The sequence below is a fragment of the Bacillus sp. ISO11 genome, assembly GCF_003458115.1.
GTDB classification, from domain to species: domain Bacteria; phylum Bacillota; class Bacilli; order Bacillales; family Bacillaceae_G; genus Bacillus_A; species Bacillus_A cereus.
In genome coordinates this window covers 26,037-48,548 of the sequence record NZ_QXCO01000030.1, presented here as the reverse complement: position 1 = coordinate 48,548, position 22,512 = coordinate 26,037, and the positions used below count along the sequence as shown (strand labels likewise).

Here is a 22,512-nt window from a genome sequence, read left to right as displayed (position 1 = left end):
TAGCTGTAAGAAATGTGAGTGATACACCTAAAATTAATAATAATTTCATACTAATATCCTCCTTACTTTTTTCGGTTCATGAGTTTTATTTATTATCCAAAATGTATGTAAGGTTCTTAGAAGAAAAGAATTTATTTATAATGAATAGCAGTGTAAAAACGTTAATACCTATATTATACAGAATTTTCTTTGAATTTTGGAGAGAATTTTAGTGTGCTATTATATATTTCGTTTTGATTTAAAGAATGTTTAAGGACATCCTAGCATACCTTTTATAATAATCCGATTGAACAAGGAGATGGGGGAGGAGCTATAATGGATATTCTAAAAAAGATTGAACAGCATCGAGCAGCAGAAGAGCGTTTACAATGGGAAGGTACGTTTGCGGAGTATTTGGAGCTTGTGAAAGAAAGACCATGGGTGGCTCAAACAGCACACTCTCGCATTTACAATATGATAAAAGATGCTGGAATTGAAGAAGTCGATGGTAGAAGAAAGTATAACTTCTTTAGTAATCAGCTCTTTGGATTAGAGGATGCTCTAGAACGTCTTGTAGAGGAATATTTTCATCCATCTGCAAAACGATTAGATGTTAGAAAAAGAATTTTATTATTAATGGGTCCTGTTAGTGGAGGGAAATCAACGTTAGTTACAATGTTGAAACGAGGATTAGAAACATATTCAAGAACAGATCGCGGAGCAATTTTTGCAATTAAAGGATGCCCAATGCACGAGGATCCACTGCATTTAATTCCACATCATTTACGAGATGATTTCTTTGATGAGTATGGGGTTAGAATTGAAGGGAATTTATCACCACTAAATGTCATGCGTTTAGAGCAAGAATACGGATCAAGAATTGAGGATGTAGTTGTAGAGCGTATTTTCTTCTCTGAAGATCGTCGTACAGGGATTGGTACATTTAGCCCGTCTGATCCAAAATCACAAGATATTGCAGATTTAACAGGTAGTCTGGACTTTTCTACGATTGCAGAATATGGTTCAGAATCAGATCCGCGTGCGTATCGATTTGATGGAGAATTAAATAAGGCAAACCGAGGAATGATGGAGTTCCAAGAGATGTTAAAATGCGATGAGAAGTTTTTATGGCACTTATTATCGCTTACGCAAGAAGGGAATTTCAAAGCGGGAAGATTTGCGCTTATTTCAGCAGATGAATTAATTGTAGCGCATACGAATGAAACAGAGTATCGCTCATTTATAGCAAATAAGAAAAATGAAGCATTGCACTCAAGAATTATTGTAATGCCAGTTCCTTATAATTTACGAGTAAGTGAAGAAGAACATATTTATGAAAAAATGATTCGTGAAAGTGATGTATCGAATGTTCACATTGCACCACACACACTTCGCGTTGCAGCAATGTTCACCATTTTAACTCGTTTAAAAGATCCGAAGCGTCCGGATATTGATTTAATTAAAAAGATGCGTTTGTATGATGGAGAAACGGTAGAAGGTTATAATGCGATTGATGTAGAAGAATTACAACGCGAATATCAAGATGAAGGTATGAAGGGTATTGATCCTCGTTATGTCATTAACCGAATTTCGTCTACAATCATTCGAAAAGAGGTACCATCTATTAACGCGTTAGATGTACTTAGATCTTTAAAAGATGGGCTAGATCAGCATCCATCCATTAGTAATGAAGACCGTGAACGTTACATGAACTTCATCTCATTAGCGAGAAAAGAATACGATGAAATCGCGAAGAAAGAAGTACAAAAAGCGTTTGTTTATTCATATGAAGAATCAGCTAAGACGCTTATGGATAATTACTTAGATAACGTCGAGGCGTACTGCAATAAATCGAAATTACGTGATCCGTTAACAGGAGAAGAAATGAGTCCAGATGAAAAATTAATGCGCTCAATTGAAGAGCAAATTGGAATTTCAGAAAATGCTAAGAAAGCGTTCCGTGAAGAGATTTTAATTCGCATTTCTGCTTATGCCCGTAAAGGAAAACGCTTTGATTATAATTCACATGAACGTCTTCGTGAAGCGATTCAGAAAAAACTATTTGCTGATTTAAAAGATATAGTGAAAATTACAACGTCAACGAAAACGCCGGACGAAAATCAGCTTAAGAAAATCAATGATGTTGTTGCGCGTTTAATTGATGAGCATGGCTATAATTCTTCTTCAGCAAATGAATTACTACGCTATGTAGGTAGCTTGTTAAACAGATAGTTTGATAACAAAACGCTGTCTCTTGTATTTTGCGGGACAGCGTTTTATTATCCGTTCATATGTGTATAAAGTGTCATACCTTGTCCAAATGTAATAAATTAAGATGCAATTTTATGAATTTATTGTCAATTATTTTTACAATATGCATATGATAGAGTAACCAACCATTCATACGAAAAAAGCCAACACAATACAATATGTTGCAAAGTAAAAATATGTGCAACAATGCATTGTGTTTCTTTCTTATCAGTGGCTGAATATTTCTTTCTATTATGTGAGTGGCAAAATTTTGTTTAGGATGCTCGGGGTATTGTATGAAAAACGTTATAAATGTTTATGGGATGATTTTCTGTGGGCAGTTACCTTTCAAACATTCTAGCTTGCACATTACAGAACAAAATTTATAGATTGCTGTTCATACAGGAAGACAATTACAGTAAGGAGGGAAAGGAATGGGCGAAGAAAATCAACCAAATTATACGATTTCACAGGAAAACTGGTCCCTCCATCGCAAAGGATATGACGACCAACAGCGCCATCAAGAAAAAGTACAAGAGGCAATTAAGAATAATTTACCCGATCTTGTAACAGAAGAAAGTATAGTTATGTCTAATGGCAAGGATGTTGTAAAAATACCAATTCGTTCTCTAGATGAATATAAGATTAGATACAATTATGATAAAAATAAACATGTTGGGCAAGGAAACGGTGACAGCAAAGTTGGTGATGTCGTTGCGAGAGATGGATCAGGTGGTCAAAAACAAAAAGGGCCAGGAAAAGGGCAAGGAGCAGGAGATGCAGCTGGGGAAGATTACTATGAAGCTGAAGTCTCTATTTTAGAATTAGAGCAAGCGTTTTTCAGAGAGTTAGAACTGCCTAATTTAAAGAGAAAAGAAATGGATGAAAACCGGATTGAACATGTTGAATTTAATGACATTAGAAAAACAGGATTATGGGGAAATATCGATAAGAAAAGAACAATGATATCCGCATATAAACGAAATGCAATGAGTGGTAAAGCATCTTTTCATCCAATTCACCAAGAAGACTTAAAGTTCCGCACTTGGAATGAAGTATTAAAGCCAGATTCAAAAGCTGTTGTATTAGCGATGATGGATACGAGTGGATCGATGGGAATATGGGAGAAATATATGGCACGTAGCTTCTTTTTCTGGATGACAAGATTTTTACGCACAAAGTATGAAACAGTAGATATTGAATTTATTGCCCATCATACGGAGGCAAAAGTAGTTCCAGAGGAAGAGTTTTTCTCAAAAGGAGAAAGTGGCGGAACGATTTGTTCTTCTGTATACAAAAAAGCACTCGAACTTATCGATAATAAATATTCACCAGACCGCTATAATATTTATCCATTCCATTTTTCAGATGGTGATAATTTAACATCAGATAATGCTAGATGTGTAAAACTTGTTGAAGAGCTAATGAAGAAGTGTAATATGTTTGGGTATGGGGAAGTGAATCAGTACAACCGCCATAGTACACTCATGTCAGCCTATAAAAATATTAAAGATGAAAACTTTAGATACTATATTTTAAAGCAAAAAGCAGACGTATTTCATGCGATGAAAAGCTTTTTTAGAGAAGAATCAGGTGAGAAAATGGCATAACCTCTTTTAAAGAGGTTCTTTTTTTGTAAACTTTTTATTTTTCTAGTTGACAATGATAATGAAAATCATTATCGTTTATTCGAGAAATGATTACATTTCGAATTATATATTTCGGAGGAGATGTAAAATTGAAACAAAATAAAAGAAAACGTATAAATGCAATGATTATAGCGGCGGCGTTATCACTTCCGTTTGCTGTTTATTCAACACCTGCTTTAGCGGCAGTAGCAATTGAGGCGAATAAAACGGGACAAGGTTTAGAAGATGGTACATATGACGCTGTTATTAAAGCGTATAAAGATAAAACGAATGAAGAGTCTATGGCAGCTGTTTATATAAAGGATCCGAAATTAACAATTGAGAATGGAAAGAAAATTGTAACAGCAACGTTAAGTGATAGTGATTTCTTTCAATACTTGAAGACAGAGGATATTCACACTCCAGGTGTGTTTCATGATGTAAAGGTCATATCAGAAGACAAAAAGAAAAATGGGACGAAGGTTATTCAATTTGAAGTTGGAGAATTAGGAAAAAGATACAATATGCAAATGCATATTTATATTCCAACGATGGCCTATGACAATAAGTATCAAGTACAGTTTGAAGTAAATACATTGAATTTAGAGAACAATGTTCCAGAAAAACAAAAGGAAAATAAAGAGGAGCAACAAGATGAAAACGGAAATGTAATATTAGATAAGCAATTACAAAAATATATTAATAAATATAACTTAAATAGAGATAATGTAGATGCGCCAATCACAAAGAAAGATTTATTACAAATTAAAACGTTATCCATTTATTCAGGTAAAGGAATAAATAAAATAACTGGTTTAGAGTATATGACAAACTTAGAGAAGTTGACGTTACGAGAGTCTAATGTAAAAGACATATCAGCCATCTCGAAGTTGAGAGGTTTGAAGTACGTTGATTTAACGTCTAATTCAATTGAAAGTATTCACCCAATTGAGCAGTTAGAGAATATTAATATGCTTTTTTTAAGAGATAATAAAATTTCTGATCTTACACCATTAAGTAAAATGAAAAAAATTAAAACATTAGATTTAATCGGTAATAACATTAAAGATATCCAGCCATTATTTACAGTATCAACTATGAAACAATTATACTTAGCAAATAATCAAATCAGTGATCTTACGGGAATTGATCGATTAAATAATGTGGAATTATTATGGATAGGGAACAATAAAATTAATAATGTTGAATCTATTAGTAAAATGAGTAATCTTATTAAACTAGAAATTTCTGATAGTGAAATAAAAGATATATCATCATTATCGCAATTAGGAAATTTACAAGTGCTGAATTTAGAAGAGAATTATATCTCTGATATATCGCCGTTGAGCACTTTAACAAATTTACATGAGATAAATCTTGGAGCAAATGAAATTTTTGACGTAAGGCCTGTTGAGGAATTAGGTAAGCGAATTTCAATTGATATTCAAAGACAAAAAATCTTTTTAAATGAAGGAAGCTTAGATGAAGAAATAAAAATCCCAGTATACAACCTTAAAGGAGAGCCACTTCAAAATATTAATTTGCAAAGTGAAGGGGCTACTCTGAATAACGGATTTATAAAATGGAATAGTCCTGGAGAAAAAATATATGAATTTAAACTAGATACTAATTCTACTGAAAGTAAAATAAGATTTAATGGTACGGTTATACAGAATATAGTTGAAAAACAAAAAGAAAGTCAAAATGTAATTCTCGATAAAACTTTACAACAACATATTAATAAAGAGAATTTAGGTAGAGAGAATTTAAACGCTCTTATCACAAAAGAAGATTTATTACAGATTAAAAAATTAGAGATACTTAAAGAAAAAGGAAATGAGATAAAAGATATAACAGGTTTAGAATACATGACGAACTTAGAAAAACTCACTTTAGAAGGAGTAGGTCTGAAAAATATTGAGTTCATCTCAAACTTGAAACAATTGAATAATGTGAATGTATCTCATAATCAAATTGAAGATATAACACCATTATCTTCATTGGAAAATTTACAGTGGTTAAATCTTGCGGACAATCATATTAAAGATGTAACGGTTATTGGTTCCATGCTAAACTTATTTAGCTTAAATTTAGCTGGGAATGAGATTCGTGATGTAAGGCCGTTAATACAATTAGGTCAGTGGTTTACAATTGATGTTGGAAGACAAAATATCATTTTAAATAATGCAAAAATAAACGAAGAAATTCAAGTTCCTGTATATGATTTAGAAGGAGAAAGTATTGAAAATATTCAATTGGCAAGTGAGGGAGGGACGTTTAATAACGGAGTAATAAAATGGAATACCCCAGGTGAAAAGGTGTATAAATTTGATTTAGATTCTGATGAAATTAGCATAAGGTTTAACGGAACGGTAATTCAAAATATAATTGAAAAAGAAGAAGTGAAAGAACCAGTAAAAGAAGTTGAAGAAACAAAAGAAGAAGAAAAAGAGCCGGTAAAAGAAGTTGAAGAAACAAAAGAAGAAGAAAAAGAGCTGGTAAAAGAAGTTGAAGAAACAAAAGAAGAAGAAAAAGAGCCGGTAAAAGAAGTTGAAGAAACAAAAGAAGAAGTGAAAGAACCGATAAAAGAAGTTGAAGGATCGAAAGAAGAAGTGAAGGAACCGGTAAAAGAAGTTGAAGGATCGAAAGAAGAAGTGAAGGAACCGGTAAAAGAAGTTGAAGGATCGAAAGAAGAAGTGAAAGAACCGGTAAAAGAAGTTGAAGGAACAAAAGAAGAAGTGAAAGAACCGGTAAAAGAAGTTGAAGAAACAAAAGAAGAAGTGAAAGAACCAGTAAAAGAAGTTGAAGAATCGAAAGAAGAAGAAAAAGAGCCGGTAAAAGAAGTTGAAGAAACAAAAGAAGAAGTGAAAGAACCAGTAAAAGAAGTTGAAGAAACAAAAGAAGAAGTGAAAGAGCCGGTAAAAGAAGTTGAAGGTACAAAAGAAGAAGAAAAAGAGCCAACAAAAGAAGTTGAAGAAGCGAAAGAACCAAAGAAAGAAGTAAAAGAATCAGCAACAGGATTGGATCAAGAGCCAAAAGGGAATAATCAAGTTGTTGAAAACGAGGGAAGAAAAGCAGACACTTTAAATAAACAACATACTAATAAGCCAGAGGAAGGTAAGAAATTTTTACCATCAACAGGCGGTGAAGCTAGCACTTCGACTTTACTTTCTGGCATAACACTTGTTCTTTCCGCACTAAGTATGTTCGTATTTAGAAAGAGATTATTTAAGAAATAAATAACGTTTAATCTTATTATTATATATAATTAATTTTTGCTTTTTTGAGAAGACATTATCATGGCGGTTTTTTTTGAAACATGCATATGATGATGTCTTTTTTTACTAGAGAAGGATATTACTAGTGATTGTCTAAGTGTATTAGAAAAGGAGGGGAAGTTATGCATATTAATTCTATTTCAAAGATCGAAGAAGCTACAGAATTTATTTCGATGATGAATAAAGATATTACGCAGCATGTTGGTTATTGCGGGGAAAATCATGAAGAAATATTGGACGCTATTCTTCATGGTTTTTCTGATATAGGGTGGGAGAAGTCTTTTGTCGTTTCTTATAATGATAATAATGAAATTGTAGGTGTATTAGGATTTGATATAGATAAGGTAAGCGAAAGTGCGGAGATTTGGGGGCCTTTTATTATAGCTTCGAATTGGGGAGAGATTGCTTTAAGTATGTGGAAGAAACTTATCGAGAAAATTCCACTTCATATTCAAAAGTTTCATGGATTTTATCACGTGAAAAATAGTAATGGCATCGACTTTATGAAATATTTACAAGCTAAAAAACAAGAGAAACATAGCGTTTTAATTTTAAAGAAAACTAATGTGGAGCAATGTACAATAAATCAAGTAGAGGAAGCATCTCAACAAGTATTTGAGCAGTTTATTGTTTTACATAATAATATTTTTCCTAATACATATTATGAAGGAAATGAAATCATTGAACGTTTAAGTGATACGAATAAATTATTTGTAAGTATGAAGAATGGTAAGTTAGAAGGTTATGTATATGTTGAAGTAAATCCGGAGTTTCATGAAGCGAATATTGAATTTATTGCAACCGCTGAAAATAGTAGAAGAAAAGGTGTCGGAGAGCGGATATTACAAGGGGCAATTCAGTATATTTTCTCCTTCCAAGGGATGAGAGAGATAGTACTATGTTTGAATACGAATAATGATCGTGCGATGAAATTGTACAAGAAAGTAGGTTTTGAGGAAAAAGCATGTTTACAACACTATATAATAGAGTGAAAAACCCATTCATATGAAAATGATATTTCATATGAATGGGTTTTATTACGGATTTAGAAGTGATTTGAGGCGCCAATCGTTACATAACCTTTTTTATTTTTTTCGGCACTTCTTTCGTTTGCAAATTAACATCTTCTTTTCGTAGCTCTTTAAAGAGTGAAGTAACCATAAGAACGACTACAATAGAAAATGGTAGCGCAGCAATTATAGCTGCGATTTGTAGTGCATTTAATCCTCCAGCTTGTAATAAAATAGCGGCAATTATCGCGATTGTTAATCCCCATATAAGTTTTAAACTATTTTTCGGTGATAAGCTTCCGTTACTCGTTTGCATGGAAACGACAAATGTTGCTGAATCGGCAGAAGTAACGAAAAATGTGGCTACTAGAATCAACCCGATAATCGTTAAAAATGTAGAGAATGGTAGGTGTGAAATAACAGCAAATAATCCAATCTCTGTACCATTTTTTGCAATTTCATCAGCTATTCCAAGCGATTGGAACATTTCCATATGGATTGCGGTACCACCAAATACTGCAAACCAAAATGTACAGATAAGAGTCGGGACTAATACAACTCCAAAAATAAATTCTTTTATTGTGCGCCCTTTAGAAATACGAGCGATGAATGTACCGACGAATGGAGACCAAGAAATCCACCATCCCCAATAGAAAATAGTCCAGTTTTCAATCCAAGAAGAAGATTTTTCATTAAATGCTCCTAAATTTAATCCCATACTAGGTAAAGCGCCGATATAAGAACCGAGTGTAGATGTGAAATATTTCATAATAAATACAGTTGGTCCTAAAAGTAAGAAAGAGATGAGTAAAATACCTGCAAGAGAGAAATTCAAGTTACTCAAATATTTAATCCCACGATCTAAGCCAGTTTGTGCACTCGTTAAATATAAAACAGCGAAGATAGCTATAAGTACGAGCTGAGTAAGTAAAGTGTTATGAATGGAAGGGAATAAATAGCTTAATCCTCCAGCAATTTGTTGAGCACCAATCCCAACAGATGGCACAATGCCAAATACTGTGGCTAAAACAGCTAGAATATCAACTGTTTTTCCGATACGAGAATTTTTCGATCGATTAAATAATGGAGTAACTGTAGCCCCGATAGTGCTACCTTTTTGTTTGCGGAATGTGAAATATGCAATTGTTAAAGCGACCATTGCGTATAGTGACCACGGAAAGAGTCCCCAGTGGAAAAATGAATATTGCATAGCGAGTTTGGCACTTTCCTCTGTCCCCGCTTTTCCTGTTAATGGATCTGTAAAATGTGAAATCGGTTCAGCGATTCCATAAAAGAGGAGTCCAATTCCCATTCCTGCCCCAAACAACATGGATAGCCAAGATGGATAATTATATTTTGGCTTTTCTCCATCTTTACCAAGACGAATAGAACCGTACTTAGAAAATGCTAAATAAACAGCCAAAATAATCATTGTAGTCATAAGTAGAGAGTAAAACCACCCAAATTTATTGAGGATAAATGAGTTTAAAGAAGATGTAACACTTTGTAAATCGTAGCCTTGTATCCAACTTGCTGGGGTAATTCCCCATATAATGAATAATGTTGTTAGCAAGAAGGAGATATAAAATACACTGTTTTCTTTTTTTATCATAGAATCCCACCCTTATTTAATAAAGTTAACAATTATAATAATCATAACAATTAAGTTTTTAATTGTCAAAAAATTACCTTTTTATAATGTGAAAGGATGCAATTTGTTTTAGGGAGGTAAAGAGCAATGTGTTCACGATATGTACAAATTATAGGAAGAAATAATATGAAATATTGCATTTTATATTGTTACATCCAGATTTTATGTTAAATTCTTGAATGGAATATTAAAATAGGGGGCAAGGATATGAACAAGAAATCAAAGATCAATAAAGTGATGCTTAGCATTAGTACAATGGCTTTATCGTTAGGCGCACTTCAAACTCATGCAGCAGCGGAAGAAAAAGTACCGTATAACGTGTTGAAAACGAAACCGGTTGGAATTGAAAAGTCGGTAGATGAAGTTGGACATATTTCAAAAGTTGATGAAACTTTATCATTTCAAGAACGTTTAAAAGTAGGAGATTTTTCACAGCGACCAGCATCTATTACGAAGAAAACTGCAGTAAAGCAAGTTAAAGAAAGCTATTCAATGGCTGATTTAAACAAAATGAATGATCGAGAATTAGTTGAAACGTTAGGCAGTATTAAGTGGCACCAAATTACAGACTTATTCCAGTTTAATGAAGATGCAAAGGCTTTTTATAAAGATAAAGGAAAAATGCAAGTCATTATAGATGAATTAGCTCATAGAGGTAGTACATTTACAAAAGATGATTCAAAAGGAATTCAAACGTTTACTGAAGTGCTGCGTTCAGCTTTTTATCTTGCATTTTATAATAGTGAATTAAGCGACTTAAATGAAAGAAGCTTCCAGGATAAATGTTTACCTGCTTTAAAAGCAATCGCAAACAATCCAAACTTTAAGCTTGGTACAGTTGAACAAGATACAGTCGTATCTGCATACGGTAAATTAATTAGTAATGCTTCAAGCGATGTTGAAACGGTTCAATACGCATCGAATATTTTAAAGCAATACAATGATAATTATACTACTTATGTAAATGATCGAATGAAGGGACAAGCAATATACGATATCATGCAAGGTATTGACTATGATATACAGTCGTACTTAACTGAAGCTCGTAAAGAAGCGAATGAAACGATGTGGTATGGAAAAGTAGATGGGTTTATTAATGAAATAAATCGTATTGCTCTTCTAAATGAAGTAACGCCAGAAAATAAATGGCTCGTTAATAATGGCATTTATTTTGCTAGCCGTTTAGGGAAGTTTCATAGTAATCCAAATAAAGGATTAGAGGTTGTTACACAAGCAATGCATATGTACCCGCGCTTAAGTGAACCGTATTTTGTTGCGGTAGAACAAATTACAACAAATTATAATGGTAAAGATTATAGCGGGAATACAGTAGATTTAGAGAAAATACGTAAAGAAGGAAAAGAGCAATACTTACCAAAAACGTATACATTCGACGATGGATCAATTGTGTTCAAAACAGGAGATAAAGTATCAGAAGAAAAAATTAAGAGACTATATTGGGCTGCGAAGGAAGTAAAGGCACAGTATCACCGTGTAATTGGAAATGACAAAGCGTTAGAGCCAGGAAATGCGGATGATGTATTAACGATCGTAATTTATAATAGTCCAGATGAATATCAGTTAAATAGACAATTGTATGGATATGAAACAAACAACGGTGGAATTTATATTGAAGAGACAGGTACATTCTTTACATATGAGCGTACACCAGAGCAAAGTATTTATAGTTTAGAAGAGTTATTCCGTCATGAATTTACTCATTATCTGCAAGGGAGATATGAAGTTCCTGGTTTATTTGGAAGAGGAGATATGTATCAAAATGAAAGGCTAACTTGGTTTCAAGAAGGAAATGCAGAGTTTTTCGCAGGATCTACTCGTACGAATAACGTTGTACCAAGAAAGAGTATAATTAGCGGATTATCATCTGATCCTGCAAGCCGTTATACAGCAGAGCGTACACTATTTGCTAAATACGGTTCTTGGGATTTCTATAATTACTCGTTCGCATTGCAGTCTTACTTATATACGCATCAGTTTGAAACATTTGATAAAATTCAAGATTTGATTCGTGCGAATGACGTGAAAAATTATGATGCATATCGTGAAAATCTAAGTAAAGATCCTAAGTTAAATAAAGAGTATCAAGAGTATATGCAGCAGTTAATTGATAATCAAGATAAATATAATGTACCGGAAGTAGCAGATGATTATTTAGCTGAACATGCACCAAAATCGTTAACTGAAGTGAAAAAAGAAATTAGTGATACGTTGCCTATGAAAGATACAAAAATGACAAAACATAATTCTCAATTCTTTAATACATTTACATTAGAAGGTACGTATACAGGTAGTGTCACAAAAGGTGAATCAGAAGATTGGAAAGCAATGAGTAAAAGAGTAAATGAATCTTTAGAACAATTGGCGCAAAAAGAATGGAGTGGCTACAAAACTGTTACAGCATACTTCGTCAATTATCGTGTGAATAGTTCAAATGAATTTGAATATGATGTAGTCTTCCATGGAATCGCAAAAGATGATGGAGAAAATAAAGCTCCAACGGTTAATATAAATGGCCCTTATAGCGGTCTTGTAAAAGAGGGAATTCAATTTAAAAGTGATGGCTCAAACGATGAAGATGGAAAAATTGTTTCTTATTTATGGGAATTTGGAGATGGAAGCACAAGTGCAGAAGTGAATCCAGTACATGTATATGAAAGAGAAGGTTCTTATAAAGTATCGTTAAGAGTAAAAGATGATAAAGGCAAAGAGAGCAGAAGCGAAACAACTGTTACGATTAAAGATGGAAGTTTAACAGAATCAGAACCAAATAATCGTCTAGAAGAAGCAAATCGTATCGGGCTAAATAGTACGATAAAAGGCAGTCTTATTGGCGGGGACCACACTGATGTTTATACATTTAATGTAGCATCAGCGAAAGATATCGACATTTCTGTTTTAAATGAGTATGGAATTGGGATGACATGGGTACTTCACCATGAATCAGATATGCAAAATTATGCAGCTTACGGTCAAGCCAATGGGAATCATATAGAAGCGAAATTTAATGCAAAACCAGGCAAGTATTACTTGTATGTATATAAATATGATAATGGTGATGGAACGTACAAATTATCAGTAAAATAAGTGTCTTTCCAATGTATGTTTAACTTTACTTTTTGTGGAAAATAGTATATTATATAGATATATAATATATCGGTTATTTTCTAGGAGGAGCCTGTCACAATAGGTTTCTCCTGTTCTTTTTTAGAGGCCTGTCTTACAGGCTTTTCTTTAAAAGGTAAATAACTGAAAATTAAGAACTATAATCTTTGAAAGAGGTGGGGCATACATATAACAAAAAAGGGATTGTTTAAGAAAGGGGGATAAGAAATGGTCTTGTTTGGTTATCCACTTGAAACAATTTATTTATATGGATTTATTATTGCTACTATACTCACTGTTATTTATATCTTCTTTGGAGATATATTTGAATCGATATTTAGTTTTGGGGGCGGAGCTGTATCCGTTGTTACTTTATTACTTAGTTTCTTCGCCATGTTATGTGGGCTTAGTTATATAGGAGAATATTTGTTTTCCTTTAATAGTATTACTATTTTTGGGGCTGCATTTGCTATATCTTTTATCGGTGTTTTCATCATGAAAATACTAATTTTAAAACCGATTGCAGAAGCAGAGCAAAATACCGTACAACGTATGGATGAATTTATCGGTTGCAAAGGAGAAGTCATTACGACAATTCCTACAGAAGGATTTGGTGAAGTATTAATTTCATCCCAATTTGGAAGTAATGCAATCCCAGCTAAAACAGTTGGAAAAAAAGATATTTCGCAAGGAACAGAGGTTATTATCGAGGGAGTCCAAGATGGTGTTTTACTTGTACAAAACATCGCTTATTCTTTAAAGAAACCAAAATTATAAGGGGGAATTTACATGACGATTCCATTAATTATCGGTGGAGTTTTACTGGCAATTTTAATTCTACTCATTTTAGTATTCATTACGAAGTATCGTACGGTTGGTCCAGATGAAGCGTTAATTGTTACAGGGAACTGGCTTGGTGGAGGAAAGAATGTTGTTACCACTGATGATGGAAAGAAGATTAAGATTATCCGCGGGGGCGGTACTTTCGTAGTTCCAATTATGCAAAGAGCAGAACCTTTAAGCCTATTAAACTACAAATTAGAAGTTGGTACACGTGATACGTATACGAAGCAAGGTGTTCCAGTTACAGTAAATGGTGTTTCTATTATTAAAGTAGGTTCTACAATTGAAGAAGTATCTACTGCAGCTGAGCAATATTTAGGAAAAGAAACGGAAGAGTTAAAAGTAGAAGCAAAAGAGGTTTTAGAAGGTCACTTACGTGCAATCTTATCTTCTATGACAGTAGAGGATGCGTATAGTAATAGAGAGCAATTTGCTCAAAAGGTACATGAAGTAGCTTCTACAGATTTAAAGAAGATGGGACTTCGCATTGTTTCTTTCACAATTAAAGAAATAATGGATAAAAACGGATACTTAGATGCGCTTGGTCAGCCGCAAATTGCGACCGTTAAGCGTGATGCAACAATTGCGAACGCAGAGCGTGAAAAAGAAGCACGTATTGAAAAAGCACGTGCTGAAAAAGAGGCAAAAGAAGCAGAATATCAACGTGATGCACAAATCGCTGAAGCTGAAAAACATAAAGAATTAAAAGTACAGTCCTATAAGAGGGAACAAGAGCAAGCCCGTGCAGATGCGGATCTTTCTTACGAATTACAACAAGCGAAAGCACAACAAGGTGTTACAGAAGAGCAAATGCGCGTTAAAATCATTGAGCGTGAAAAGCAAATCGAGTTAGAAGAAAAAGAGATTGCGCGTCGTGAAAAGCAATATGATGCAGAAGTTAAGAAAAAAGCAGATGCAGATCGCTATGCTGTTGAGCAATCAGCGGAAGCAGAAAAAGTAAAACAAATTAAAAAGGCAGATGCGGATCAATATAAGATTGAAGCTGAAGCGAGAGCTCGTGCGGAAGAAGTACGTGTAGAAGGTTTAGCGAAGGCGGAAATCGAAAAAGCGCAAGGTCAAGCGAAAGCGGAAGTACAAAAAGCACAAGGTACGGCGGAAGCAGATGTTATTAGATTAAAAGGTTTAGCAGAAGCAGAAGCGAAGCAAAAAATTGCAGAGGCATTTGAGTTATATGGCCAAGCGGCAATTATGGATATGGTTCTTAAAATGCTTCCAAGTTATGCGAAGGAAGTTGCAAGTCCGCTTAGTAACATTGATAAAATTACAGTTGTTGATACAGGCGGCGGTGGTAAAAATAGCGGCGCCGGAAAAGTTGCGGGTTATGCAACTGATTTAATGGCAACGATGCAAGAAACGTTAAAAGCTTCTTCTGGAATTGACTTAAAAGAGCTATTAGAAGGATTTGCTGGAAAAGGAGCGGTACAACAATTATCAAGTGATAAACCTGTTGTATCTGTAGTAGAAGATGAGAAAAAAGAAGTAGAAAAAGATAAAGAATAGTAAGGTGGAAAGAACCTCTAGTAAGTGAAATACTGGAGGTTCTTCTGTGAATTATAATATTTCGAATAATATACATTTTTATATATTGTTTTAATTATTTAATTTATATAGAATGAAAAAGGTATGTATTAACTCTTTAATAGAAAAAGAGACAAAGAGTTAATACAATTAATCGTGTAATTTATATAAATAAATTAAATGTGAGATAATTACATTTAAAACGGTATGGAGGGGTAGAAATATGTTTCAAGGGAAATTAAGGAGTAGTAGTTTAAAAACAAAGTTACTTGTGTCATTTGTTATCATTTTAATTCTTCCAAGTATTGTAATTGGTTGGACGTCTTATCAACAGGCGAAGACGAATTTTAATGAAACGATTTTAAACTCGGCGAAAGATAATATAAAAATTTTGGATAATGTAATTAATAAAGAATTGGATAGTAAAAAAGTAGATGCAACTTATTTTACGAAATTATTCACACAATCAAGTTACCAAGCAGATCAAATTCAAAACATACAAAATAAACTAGAAGAATACAATAAACTGCATCCAGAAATGGAAGCAATCTATACAGGATCTAGTAATGGACAGTTCATTCAATCACCAGCTATTCAGATGCCAGATGGATATAATCCTACAGAAAGAGATTGGTATAAAGAGGCCGTGAAGAAAAGTGGAGAGGTAATTGTAACTGCTCCATATAAGTCAAAAACGACAGGGAATATTGTTATTACACTAGCAAAACAAAACGAGGATAAAAGTGGAGTTCTTGGGATTGACTTAATCATTAATAATATTGTTACTACTTCCAAGATGGTTAATATCGGTAAGGAAGGATATGTAGCGATATTTGATCAAGATAAAAATGTAGTAGCGCACCCGAAAATGAAGCCAGGAGAGAAATTAGAAGAGAAACTTAGTAAAGAATTGTATAAACAGGAAGCTGGAGATTTTTATTATTCATTAGATGGTGAAGATCGCAATATCACTTTTAAAACGAATAAGAAAACTGGATGGAAAATAGCAGGAATTATGCCTTCAAAAGAAATTATCGAAGCAGCTAACCCTATTTTCTATAAAACAATAACTGTTATTGGTATTTCATTAGTAATTGGTGGGATTTTAATTTACTTCATAATTGCTTCTATTATTAGTCCGTTAAAACAACTTGTTATATCATCGAAAAAGATTAGTGAAGGCGATTTAACAGAGTCAATTACAGTTCATTCTAAAGATGAAATTGGGCAGCTAGGAGAAAGTTTTAACGAGATGGCTGCATCGTTACAAAGTGTCATTTCCAATATAAACACTTCAGCAAGTCATGTAGCGGCATCTTCAGAAGAATTAACAGCTAGTATGAAGCAGACAAGCGAAGCAACGGAACAAATTACACAGGCGATAGAGCAAGTATCAAGTGGTGCAGAAATACAAACGAAAGAAGTTGAAGAAGGAGCAACATTGTTAGAAGAAGTTACAGAAGGAATTCAGCGTGTTGCAGATAGTTCTTCATTAGTATCTACAGCCTCTATGTATACGAAGAAAAAAGCTGAAAATGGTGGGAAGTTAGTTGAACAAACTGTGAATCAAATGCAATTAATTCATGAGTCTGTTTCGCAGTCAGACAAAATCATTGGTTTGTTAGACGATAAGTCGAAACAAATTGGAGCAATCCTTGAAGTGATTCAACATATTGCTGAACAGACAAATTTATTAGCGTTAAATGCGGCAATTGAGGCTGCGAGAGCTGGAGAGCAAGGAAGAGGATTTGCAATTGTAGCAGATGAAGTGCGAAAGCTAGCAGAACAATCAGGACAGTCTTCTACGGAAATTGGGAAACTAGTGAAAGAGATTCAATTTGATATAAAAGAAACAGTAAGCTCTATGAATCAAGTTGGAGTAGAAGTACAATCAGGACTTGTAGTTGCAAATGAAACGAAGCAAAGCTTTGCTGAAATATTGAAATCTACGGATGATACAGTTGTACAAATTGATAACATGGTAGATGTAGCAAAACAAATGACGGTAGATGCAAAACAAGTAAGTGCATCTATTAATGAAATTGCAGCTACAATTGAAGAAAATGCAGCAAGCGTTCAAAATATTGCTGGTTCCTCTGAGGAACAATTAGCTTCAGTAGATGAAATAAATGCAGCAGCAGTCCATTTATCACAAATGGCAGAAGAATTACAAGAGATGATTAGTAAGTTTAAAGTGTAATAACGAATGTTAAGAAACGAGGTAGTAATTTTACTTCGTTTCTTTTTTTATGAAGAGAAAAAGAAAGAAATATAGAGTAACCGTGTTATGATTAAGTATAATTAAAGAGACTGTATATTCTTTAAATTCTATCTTTAATCATGTTAGGGGAATGGTTTTGAAATTAAAAAAATTAAAACTCCAACCGAGAATTACATTAACTATTAGTACACTTATTTTAGTTGTACTTATGCTAACGAGTTATTTATTTTATTACATATTATCTGAAACGGTAGAAGAGCAAATTGGCAAAAGGGCTTTGCATGTTGCGAAAACAGTTGCTGCTATACCTGAAATAAAGGAAGCTTTTCAAAAAGAAAACCCAGCTTCTATTATTCAGCCGATTGCAGAAAGAATTCGAATGGATACAGAGGCTGACTTCATTGTAGTTGGAAATAAAGAGGGGATTCGATATGCACATCCTGAGCGAGATAAAATAGGAGAAGCGATGATTGGTGGAGATAACAAAGGCGTTTTATTAGAAGGAAAATCATATGTTTCGAAAGCAACTGGATCATTAGGCCCTTCATTACGCGGAAAAGTTCCAATCCGTAATCAGGAAAATGAAATCATTGGTGTGGTGTCTGTTGGATTTTCAATGGATGATATTCATGGAGCGGTAGAGGTGTATGGAAAGCGTGTATTTTGGATTACAATAATAGGGCTATTAATTGGAGTAATCGGCTCTATATATTTAGCGGCAAGTATAAAAAGAATGATGTTCGGTATGGAACCAGAAGAAATTTCATCTTTATATGAAGAGCATAGTACAGTGATTCAATCTGTACGTGAAGGGATTATTGTAATCGATAAAAATGGCATGATTAGTTTAGTCAATCAAGCAGCTTATGATATTCTTTCGCTAGATAAACAACAAAATATTATTGGGGAATTTATTTTAAATGTAATTCCTAATTCAACGATACTAGATGTACTTCAAACTGGTGAAGAACAGTTTGATCGCCAATTAAATATAAAAGGACAGGCTGTTATTGCGAACCGTCTACCTATTAAAGTAAAGAATAAAGTAACTGGCGTTGTATCGAGCTTACGTTTGAAATCTGAAATGGATCAGTTAACAGCAGAATTATCTCAGACGAAGCAATATACAGAGGCATTACGAGCGCAAGCGCACGAATATAACAATTTATTGTATACGCTTTCGGGTCTTATCCAATTAGAATCATACGAAGATGCTTTAGAGCTTATTCATAAGGAAACAGCGGTATATCAAGATTTTGTTCAATTTATTATGAAGCGGATTCAAAATCCATGGCTAGGTGGAATTTTAATTGGATTTTATAATAGAGCACGAGAGTTGAAGATTGATTTTATGCTAGATAGAGAAAGTGGTTTAGACAAATTAAGTCCACATATTGAGAGTAATTATGTCGTTTCTATTTTAGGAAATTTAATTACGAATGCATTTGAAGCAATTGAAAAAAATGAAGAGAATGATAAGAGAGTAAGGATGTTTGTAACTGATATTGGAGAAGAAATATTAATTGAAGTGGAAGATTCAGGGCAAGGGATTCATGATGAAATAATTACTAGCATATTCTATAAAGGCTTTTCGACGAAAGAAGGAGGAGAGCGAGGATATGGATTAGCAAAAGTGAAAGAGTTAGTAGAAGATTTAAATGGAAGTATTGCAATCGAAAAAGGGGATTTAGGTGGTGCGTTATTTATTATTGCACTACCGAAAGAGAGAGGCGAATAGTAATGGGTGAGGAGATTGAAGTATTAATTGTAGAAGATGATATTCGGATTGCTGACATTCATCGTCGTTTTACTGAAAAAATTGAGGGATTTAAAGTAATTGGAACGGCAACGACTGGAGAACAAGCGAAAGAATGGCTAGAGCTTGTGAAGCCACAGCTTGTGTTATTAGATGTGTACTTACCTGATATGCAAGGAACGGAACTTGTCACATATATTAGGCATCATTTGCACGATACAGATATTATTATGATTACAGCGGCATCGGAAACAGATGTAGTGAGGCACGCCCTGCGGGGCGGAGTAACAGATTATATTGTAAAGCCACTAATGTTTGATCGATTTAAGGCGAGTTTGGAAAGTTATCAAAAAAAGATTGTGCAGCTGAAGAAAAATAATCAATTATCTACAGAACAAATAGAACATTTATGGTCTCAAAGAGGCGTAAAGGGAAATGAAATGGAATATGCCCCGAAAGGGATAGACCCCTTAACTTTAGCAAAAATAAAAAAACATATGTTAACAGTTAATGAAGAAGGGATTACAGCAGAGGTACTAAGTTCAATGGTAGGCGTAAGTCGATCAACTGCAAGGCGCTATTTAGAGTATTTAATATCTGGGAAGAAAGTCCACGCAGAGCTAATATATGGGAGTGTGGGGAGACCGGAGAGACGGTATTTTCTTGTTTCTTCATAATAAAAAACAGTAGAGGATTTATTTCTTCTACTGTTTTTTGCGTCTTATATTGGAATAATCCCAATTACAATGCCAGTAATCAACATCACCATTGTCGTTCCAACTGCCCACAATAAAGTAAAACGTTGATGTTCACCAAAATCAACTTTTGCCATCCCAACTAATAAATAAGTGGATGCAACAAGAGGACTTAATAAGTGAACGGGTTGCCCAAGTAAGGAAGCACGTCCCATTTCAGCTGCACTAATTCCGTAAGTAGCAGCAGCCTTAGTTAAAATAGGTAATACCCCAAAGTAAAATGCATCATTGGACATGAAAAATGTGAATGGCATACTAAGAAGAGCTGTAATAATTGGCAATTGTGGTCCAAGTGCATCTGGTATAAGAGTTACTACACTGTTAGCCATTGCATCTACCATTTTTGTTCCAGATAAAATACCAGTGAAAATACCGGCAGCAAATACGAGAGAAACAACTGCTAATACATTCCCTGCATGAGAAGCAATACGTTCTTTCTGTTGTTCTAAGTTTGGATAGTTAATCATAACAGCAATAGCAAAAGCGACTGTAAATAAAACAGGTAACGGCATAACTTCTAGTATGAGACAGACAAGTAATGTAGCGGTTAATAAAAAGTTAATCCATAGAAGTTTAGGACGTTTATGCACTGCGGCTTCGACAGTTGCAGCTTGCTCATCCATTGTTTGCATTTGTTTTAAATACTGTACATCCATAATTCCTAAACGTTTTCTTTCTTTTTTTCCAAGATAGTAAGCAACGAAAACAACCCAAATTGCACCAGCAATCATTCCTGGAATAAGAGGTGTAAATAATTCAGAAGCCTCAAGTCCAAGTGCGCTCATAACACGAGCTGTGGGTCCACCCCAAGGTGTAAGATTTGTTACCCCCGCCCCTAACATAACAACTCCAGCTAATATGAGGGGGTTCATTCCAAGGCGCTTATATAGTGGATACATTGCGGAAACTGTAATCATGTATGTTGTTGTACCGTCACCATCTAGAGAAACGATAATAGTCAATATAGCTGTTCCGACAACGATTTTTAAAGGATCTCCTTTTACAAATTTTAAAATCTTACTAATGACAGGATCGAATAAACCGCTATCAATCATAATCCCAAAATATAAAATAGCGAACATAAGCATAATACCAGTAGGTGCTAATTTTTGAATTCCCTCTAACATCATAGGCCCCATATTGGCATAGAATCCGCCAATTAATGCAAAAACACTCGGAATTAATATTAATGCTACTAGCGCTGACATACGTTTCGTCATAATTAAAAACATAAAGACAAATACCATCGCAAATCCAAGTAGTGCTAACATGTAATTTCCCCCTCAAAAGAATGATTGCGCTTTCAAAATAGAATAAAAATTCAGAAAAAGGTTTTTTATTTATAATAAAAGCATCTATTCAAATGGTAAATAATTTGAAAAATAACATCATTAGAAGCATAATTTTTATTTTGTTCATTTTGTTCATGGTAGTTAATTTGAATTTTTAAAAAGTAAGCTGCTCCTCGTAAGAATGGTAGAATAAGATGAAAATAGTGAAGTGTGAAATAGGGAGTAGATGTTATATGAAAACGAGAATTGAAGAGATTTATAGCTCTTATGAAGGAAAAGTAGAGGAGATTTTTATTAATGAATCTTCTTACGTATATGAATGGGAGAAATTACTGATGATCCGAAAAAATGACGGTGAGCTTAAAAAAATTGCAGTCGGGATTAGTGGAAATATAAGATTGGTAAATGTAGAAGTTGGACAGGAAATTAGTGAGGATACATTATTAGTTAAATTAGAAGATGATTTATTAATTACAGGTTGTGAGTGATGAGAGATGTGTAGAAATAACTACACATCTTTTTTTGTTTCCTATTACAAAAAGCACATTGTTTTTTCACAAATCTCACACAACCTTTTGGTATTCTTTTCGTGGAGTATACGGTTTCTAGGGAGGAATATTGATGAAAGTAAAATATGTCGTACTTGCTATATGTTTATGTTTCGTATTTACGGTAGTCGGGTGTGGGAAAAAGGAAACAGCAGCTGTTGCCATTGATGAGAAACATGATAAATGTGATATTTGTCAAATTGGGGTAACAGATAATCAATTTGCAACAGAAATTATTTTAGAAAATGGAAAAGCGTTAAAGTTTGATGATATCGGTTGTATGTATAAATGGATGGAGATCAACTCAGGTGAAAAGACGAAAGAGAAATTTGTTCGAGATTATGATTCGAAAGATTGGATTTCGTTAGAAGACGCTACTTACGTATATGATAAAACAATAACGACACCGATGGCTTATAATGTCATTTCATTTAAAAATAAAAAAGATGCAGAGAGCTTTGTATCTAACTATAAGGGGAAAGTTCTTTCATATAAAGAGCTAGCAGAGCATAAATGGGAAATGAATAAAGAGATGATGGGGAAACCGAAAGCAGGAAATCATGGTGGACATCATTAATGATAGAAAAAGACAACTATATAGTTGTCTTTTTCTATTATTACTCAGGTGCAAATATAGAA

The 22,512-nt window shown here is 33.9% G+C and carries 14 protein-coding genes and 1 pseudogene; 13 read left to right on the top strand and 2 right to left on the bottom strand.

The window, feature by feature from the left end; all coding sequences use genetic code 11:
• The first annotated feature begins 315 nt into the window (after positions 1-315).
• The 4 genes from D1166_RS24475 to D1166_RS24460 all read left to right on the top strand — a co-directional run bounded on the left by D1166_RS24475 (position 316) and on the right by D1166_RS24460 (position 8,127).
• Positions 316-2,211 (top strand): PrkA family serine protein kinase, encoded by a 1,896-nt coding sequence (locus tag D1166_RS24475; protein WP_000353273.1) that lies wholly within the window; start codon positions 316-318, stop codon positions 2,209-2,211.
• Between the two features lie 452 nt (positions 2,212-2,663).
• On the top strand, positions 2,664-3,839 hold the full coding sequence (gene yhbH / locus D1166_RS24470) for a sporulation protein YhbH (protein ID WP_000503518.1): 1,176 nt from the start codon (positions 2,664-2,666) through the stop codon (positions 3,837-3,839).
• Between the two features lie 128 nt (positions 3,840-3,967).
• Complete coding sequence (locus D1166_RS24465; RefSeq protein WP_118043446.1) at positions 3,968-7,096, top strand: NEAT domain-containing protein; 3,129 nt, start codon at positions 3,968-3,970, stop codon at positions 7,094-7,096.
• Between the two features lie 161 nt (positions 7,097-7,257).
• Positions 7,258-8,127 carry a GNAT family N-acetyltransferase gene (locus tag D1166_RS24460; protein WP_000547924.1) on the top strand — a complete coding sequence of 290 codons (870 nt, stop codon included), beginning with the start codon at positions 7,258-7,260 and terminating at the stop codon, positions 8,125-8,127.
• Positions 8,128-8,206: 79 nt separating this feature from the next.
• Here the strand turns inward: D1166_RS24460 and opuD are convergent, their stop codons facing one another.
• Entirely contained in the window at positions 8,207-9,757 is a 1,551-nt protein-coding gene (gene opuD / locus D1166_RS24455; protein ID WP_000591579.1) for a glycine betaine transporter OpuD, read from the bottom strand.
• A 246-nt stretch (positions 9,758-10,003) separates the two neighbouring features.
• Between opuD and colA the strand changes: the two genes are divergently transcribed.
• The 7 genes and pseudogenes from colA to D1166_RS24425 all read left to right on the top strand — a co-directional run bounded on the left by colA (position 10,004) and on the right by D1166_RS24425 (position 19,955).
• Positions 10,004-12,901 carry a collagenase ColA gene (gene colA, locus D1166_RS24450; RefSeq protein ID WP_001036424.1) on the top strand — a complete coding sequence of 966 codons (2,898 nt, stop codon included), beginning with the start codon at positions 10,004-10,006 and terminating at the stop codon, positions 12,899-12,901.
• Between the two features lie 246 nt (positions 12,902-13,147).
• The gene (locus tag D1166_RS24445; RefSeq protein WP_000242433.1) at positions 13,148-13,696 is read left to right on the top strand and encodes an NfeD family protein; all 549 of its coding nucleotides are present in this window, start codon (positions 13,148-13,150) and stop codon (positions 13,694-13,696) included.
• A gap of 12 nt (positions 13,697-13,708) precedes the next feature.
• Positions 13,709-15,283 (top strand): flotillin family protein, encoded by a 1,575-nt coding sequence (locus tag D1166_RS24440; protein WP_000155019.1) that lies wholly within the window; start codon positions 13,709-13,711, stop codon positions 15,281-15,283.
• Positions 15,284-15,524: 241 nt separating this feature from the next.
• Positions 15,525-16,559: pseudogene (locus tag D1166_RS32425) on the top strand (HAMP domain-containing protein); the annotation flags it as partial.
• Positions 16,554-17,501, top strand: a complete 948-nt coding sequence (locus tag D1166_RS32420) for a methyl-accepting chemotaxis protein (protein WP_372584125.1) — start codon at positions 16,554-16,556, stop codon at positions 17,499-17,501. The pseudogene D1166_RS32425 and the gene D1166_RS32420, both read left to right, overlap by 6 nt.
• 151 nt (positions 17,502-17,652) lie before the next feature.
• Positions 17,653-19,260, top strand: a complete 1,608-nt coding sequence (locus D1166_RS24430) for an ATP-binding protein (RefSeq protein ID WP_002060713.1) — start codon at positions 17,653-17,655, stop codon at positions 19,258-19,260.
• 2 nt (positions 19,261-19,262) lie between these two features.
• On the top strand, positions 19,263-19,955 hold the full coding sequence (locus D1166_RS24425) for a response regulator (RefSeq protein ID WP_000503463.1): 693 nt from the start codon (positions 19,263-19,265) through the stop codon (positions 19,953-19,955).
• 44 nt (positions 19,956-19,999) lie between these two features.
• Here the strand turns inward: D1166_RS24425 and D1166_RS24420 are convergent, their stop codons facing one another.
• On the bottom strand, positions 20,000-21,304 hold the full coding sequence (locus D1166_RS24420) for a CitMHS family transporter (RefSeq protein ID WP_000880474.1): 1,305 nt from the start codon (positions 21,302-21,304) through the stop codon (positions 20,000-20,002).
• 254 nt (positions 21,305-21,558) lie between these two features.
• On the opposite strand from D1166_RS24420, the gene D1166_RS24415 reads away from it, so the two are divergent.
• Both D1166_RS24415 and D1166_RS24410 read left to right on the top strand, forming a co-directional pair.
• A complete protein-coding gene (locus tag D1166_RS24415) occupies positions 21,559-21,813 on the top strand; it encodes a hypothetical protein (RefSeq protein WP_000857377.1) in 255 nt (84 codons plus the stop codon).
• Positions 21,814-21,946: 133 nt separating this feature from the next.
• Positions 21,947-22,450, top strand: coding sequence for a nitrous oxide reductase accessory protein NosL (locus D1166_RS24410; protein ID WP_000865666.1), 504 nt, complete (start codon positions 21,947-21,949; stop codon positions 22,448-22,450).
• Positions 22,451-22,512 lie beyond the last annotated feature (62 nt).

Coding starts and splice junctions, on each gene's coding strand:
- D1166_RS24430 (WP_002060713.1), top strand. CDS start 17,653: ATGGTTTTGAAATTAAAAAAATTAAAACTCCAACCGAGAATTACATTA.
- D1166_RS24475 (WP_000353273.1), top strand. CDS start 316: ATGGATATTCTAAAAAAGATTGAACAGCATCGAGCAGCAGAAGAGCGT.
- opuD (WP_000591579.1), bottom strand. CDS start 9,757: ATGATAAAAAAAGAAAACAGTGTATTTTATATCTCCTTCTTGCTAACA.
- D1166_RS24440 (WP_000155019.1), top strand. CDS start 13,709: ATGACGATTCCATTAATTATCGGTGGAGTTTTACTGGCAATTTTAATT.
- D1166_RS24415 (WP_000857377.1), top strand. CDS start 21,559: ATGAAAACGAGAATTGAAGAGATTTATAGCTCTTATGAAGGAAAAGTA.
- yhbH (WP_000503518.1), top strand. CDS start 2,664: ATGGGCGAAGAAAATCAACCAAATTATACGATTTCACAGGAAAACTGG.
- D1166_RS24460 (WP_000547924.1), top strand. CDS start 7,258: ATGCATATTAATTCTATTTCAAAGATCGAAGAAGCTACAGAATTTATT.
- D1166_RS24425 (WP_000503463.1), top strand. CDS start 19,263: ATGGGTGAGGAGATTGAAGTATTAATTGTAGAAGATGATATTCGGATT.
- D1166_RS24445 (WP_000242433.1), top strand. CDS start 13,148: ATGGTCTTGTTTGGTTATCCACTTGAAACAATTTATTTATATGGATTT.
- D1166_RS32420 (WP_372584125.1), top strand. CDS start 16,554: ATGGCTGCATCGTTACAAAGTGTCATTTCCAATATAAACACTTCAGCA.
- colA (WP_001036424.1), top strand. CDS start 10,004: ATGAACAAGAAATCAAAGATCAATAAAGTGATGCTTAGCATTAGTACA.
- D1166_RS24410 (WP_000865666.1), top strand. CDS start 21,947: ATGAAAGTAAAATATGTCGTACTTGCTATATGTTTATGTTTCGTATTT.
- D1166_RS24420 (WP_000880474.1), bottom strand. CDS start 21,304: ATGTTAGCACTACTTGGATTTGCGATGGTATTTGTCTTTATGTTTTTA.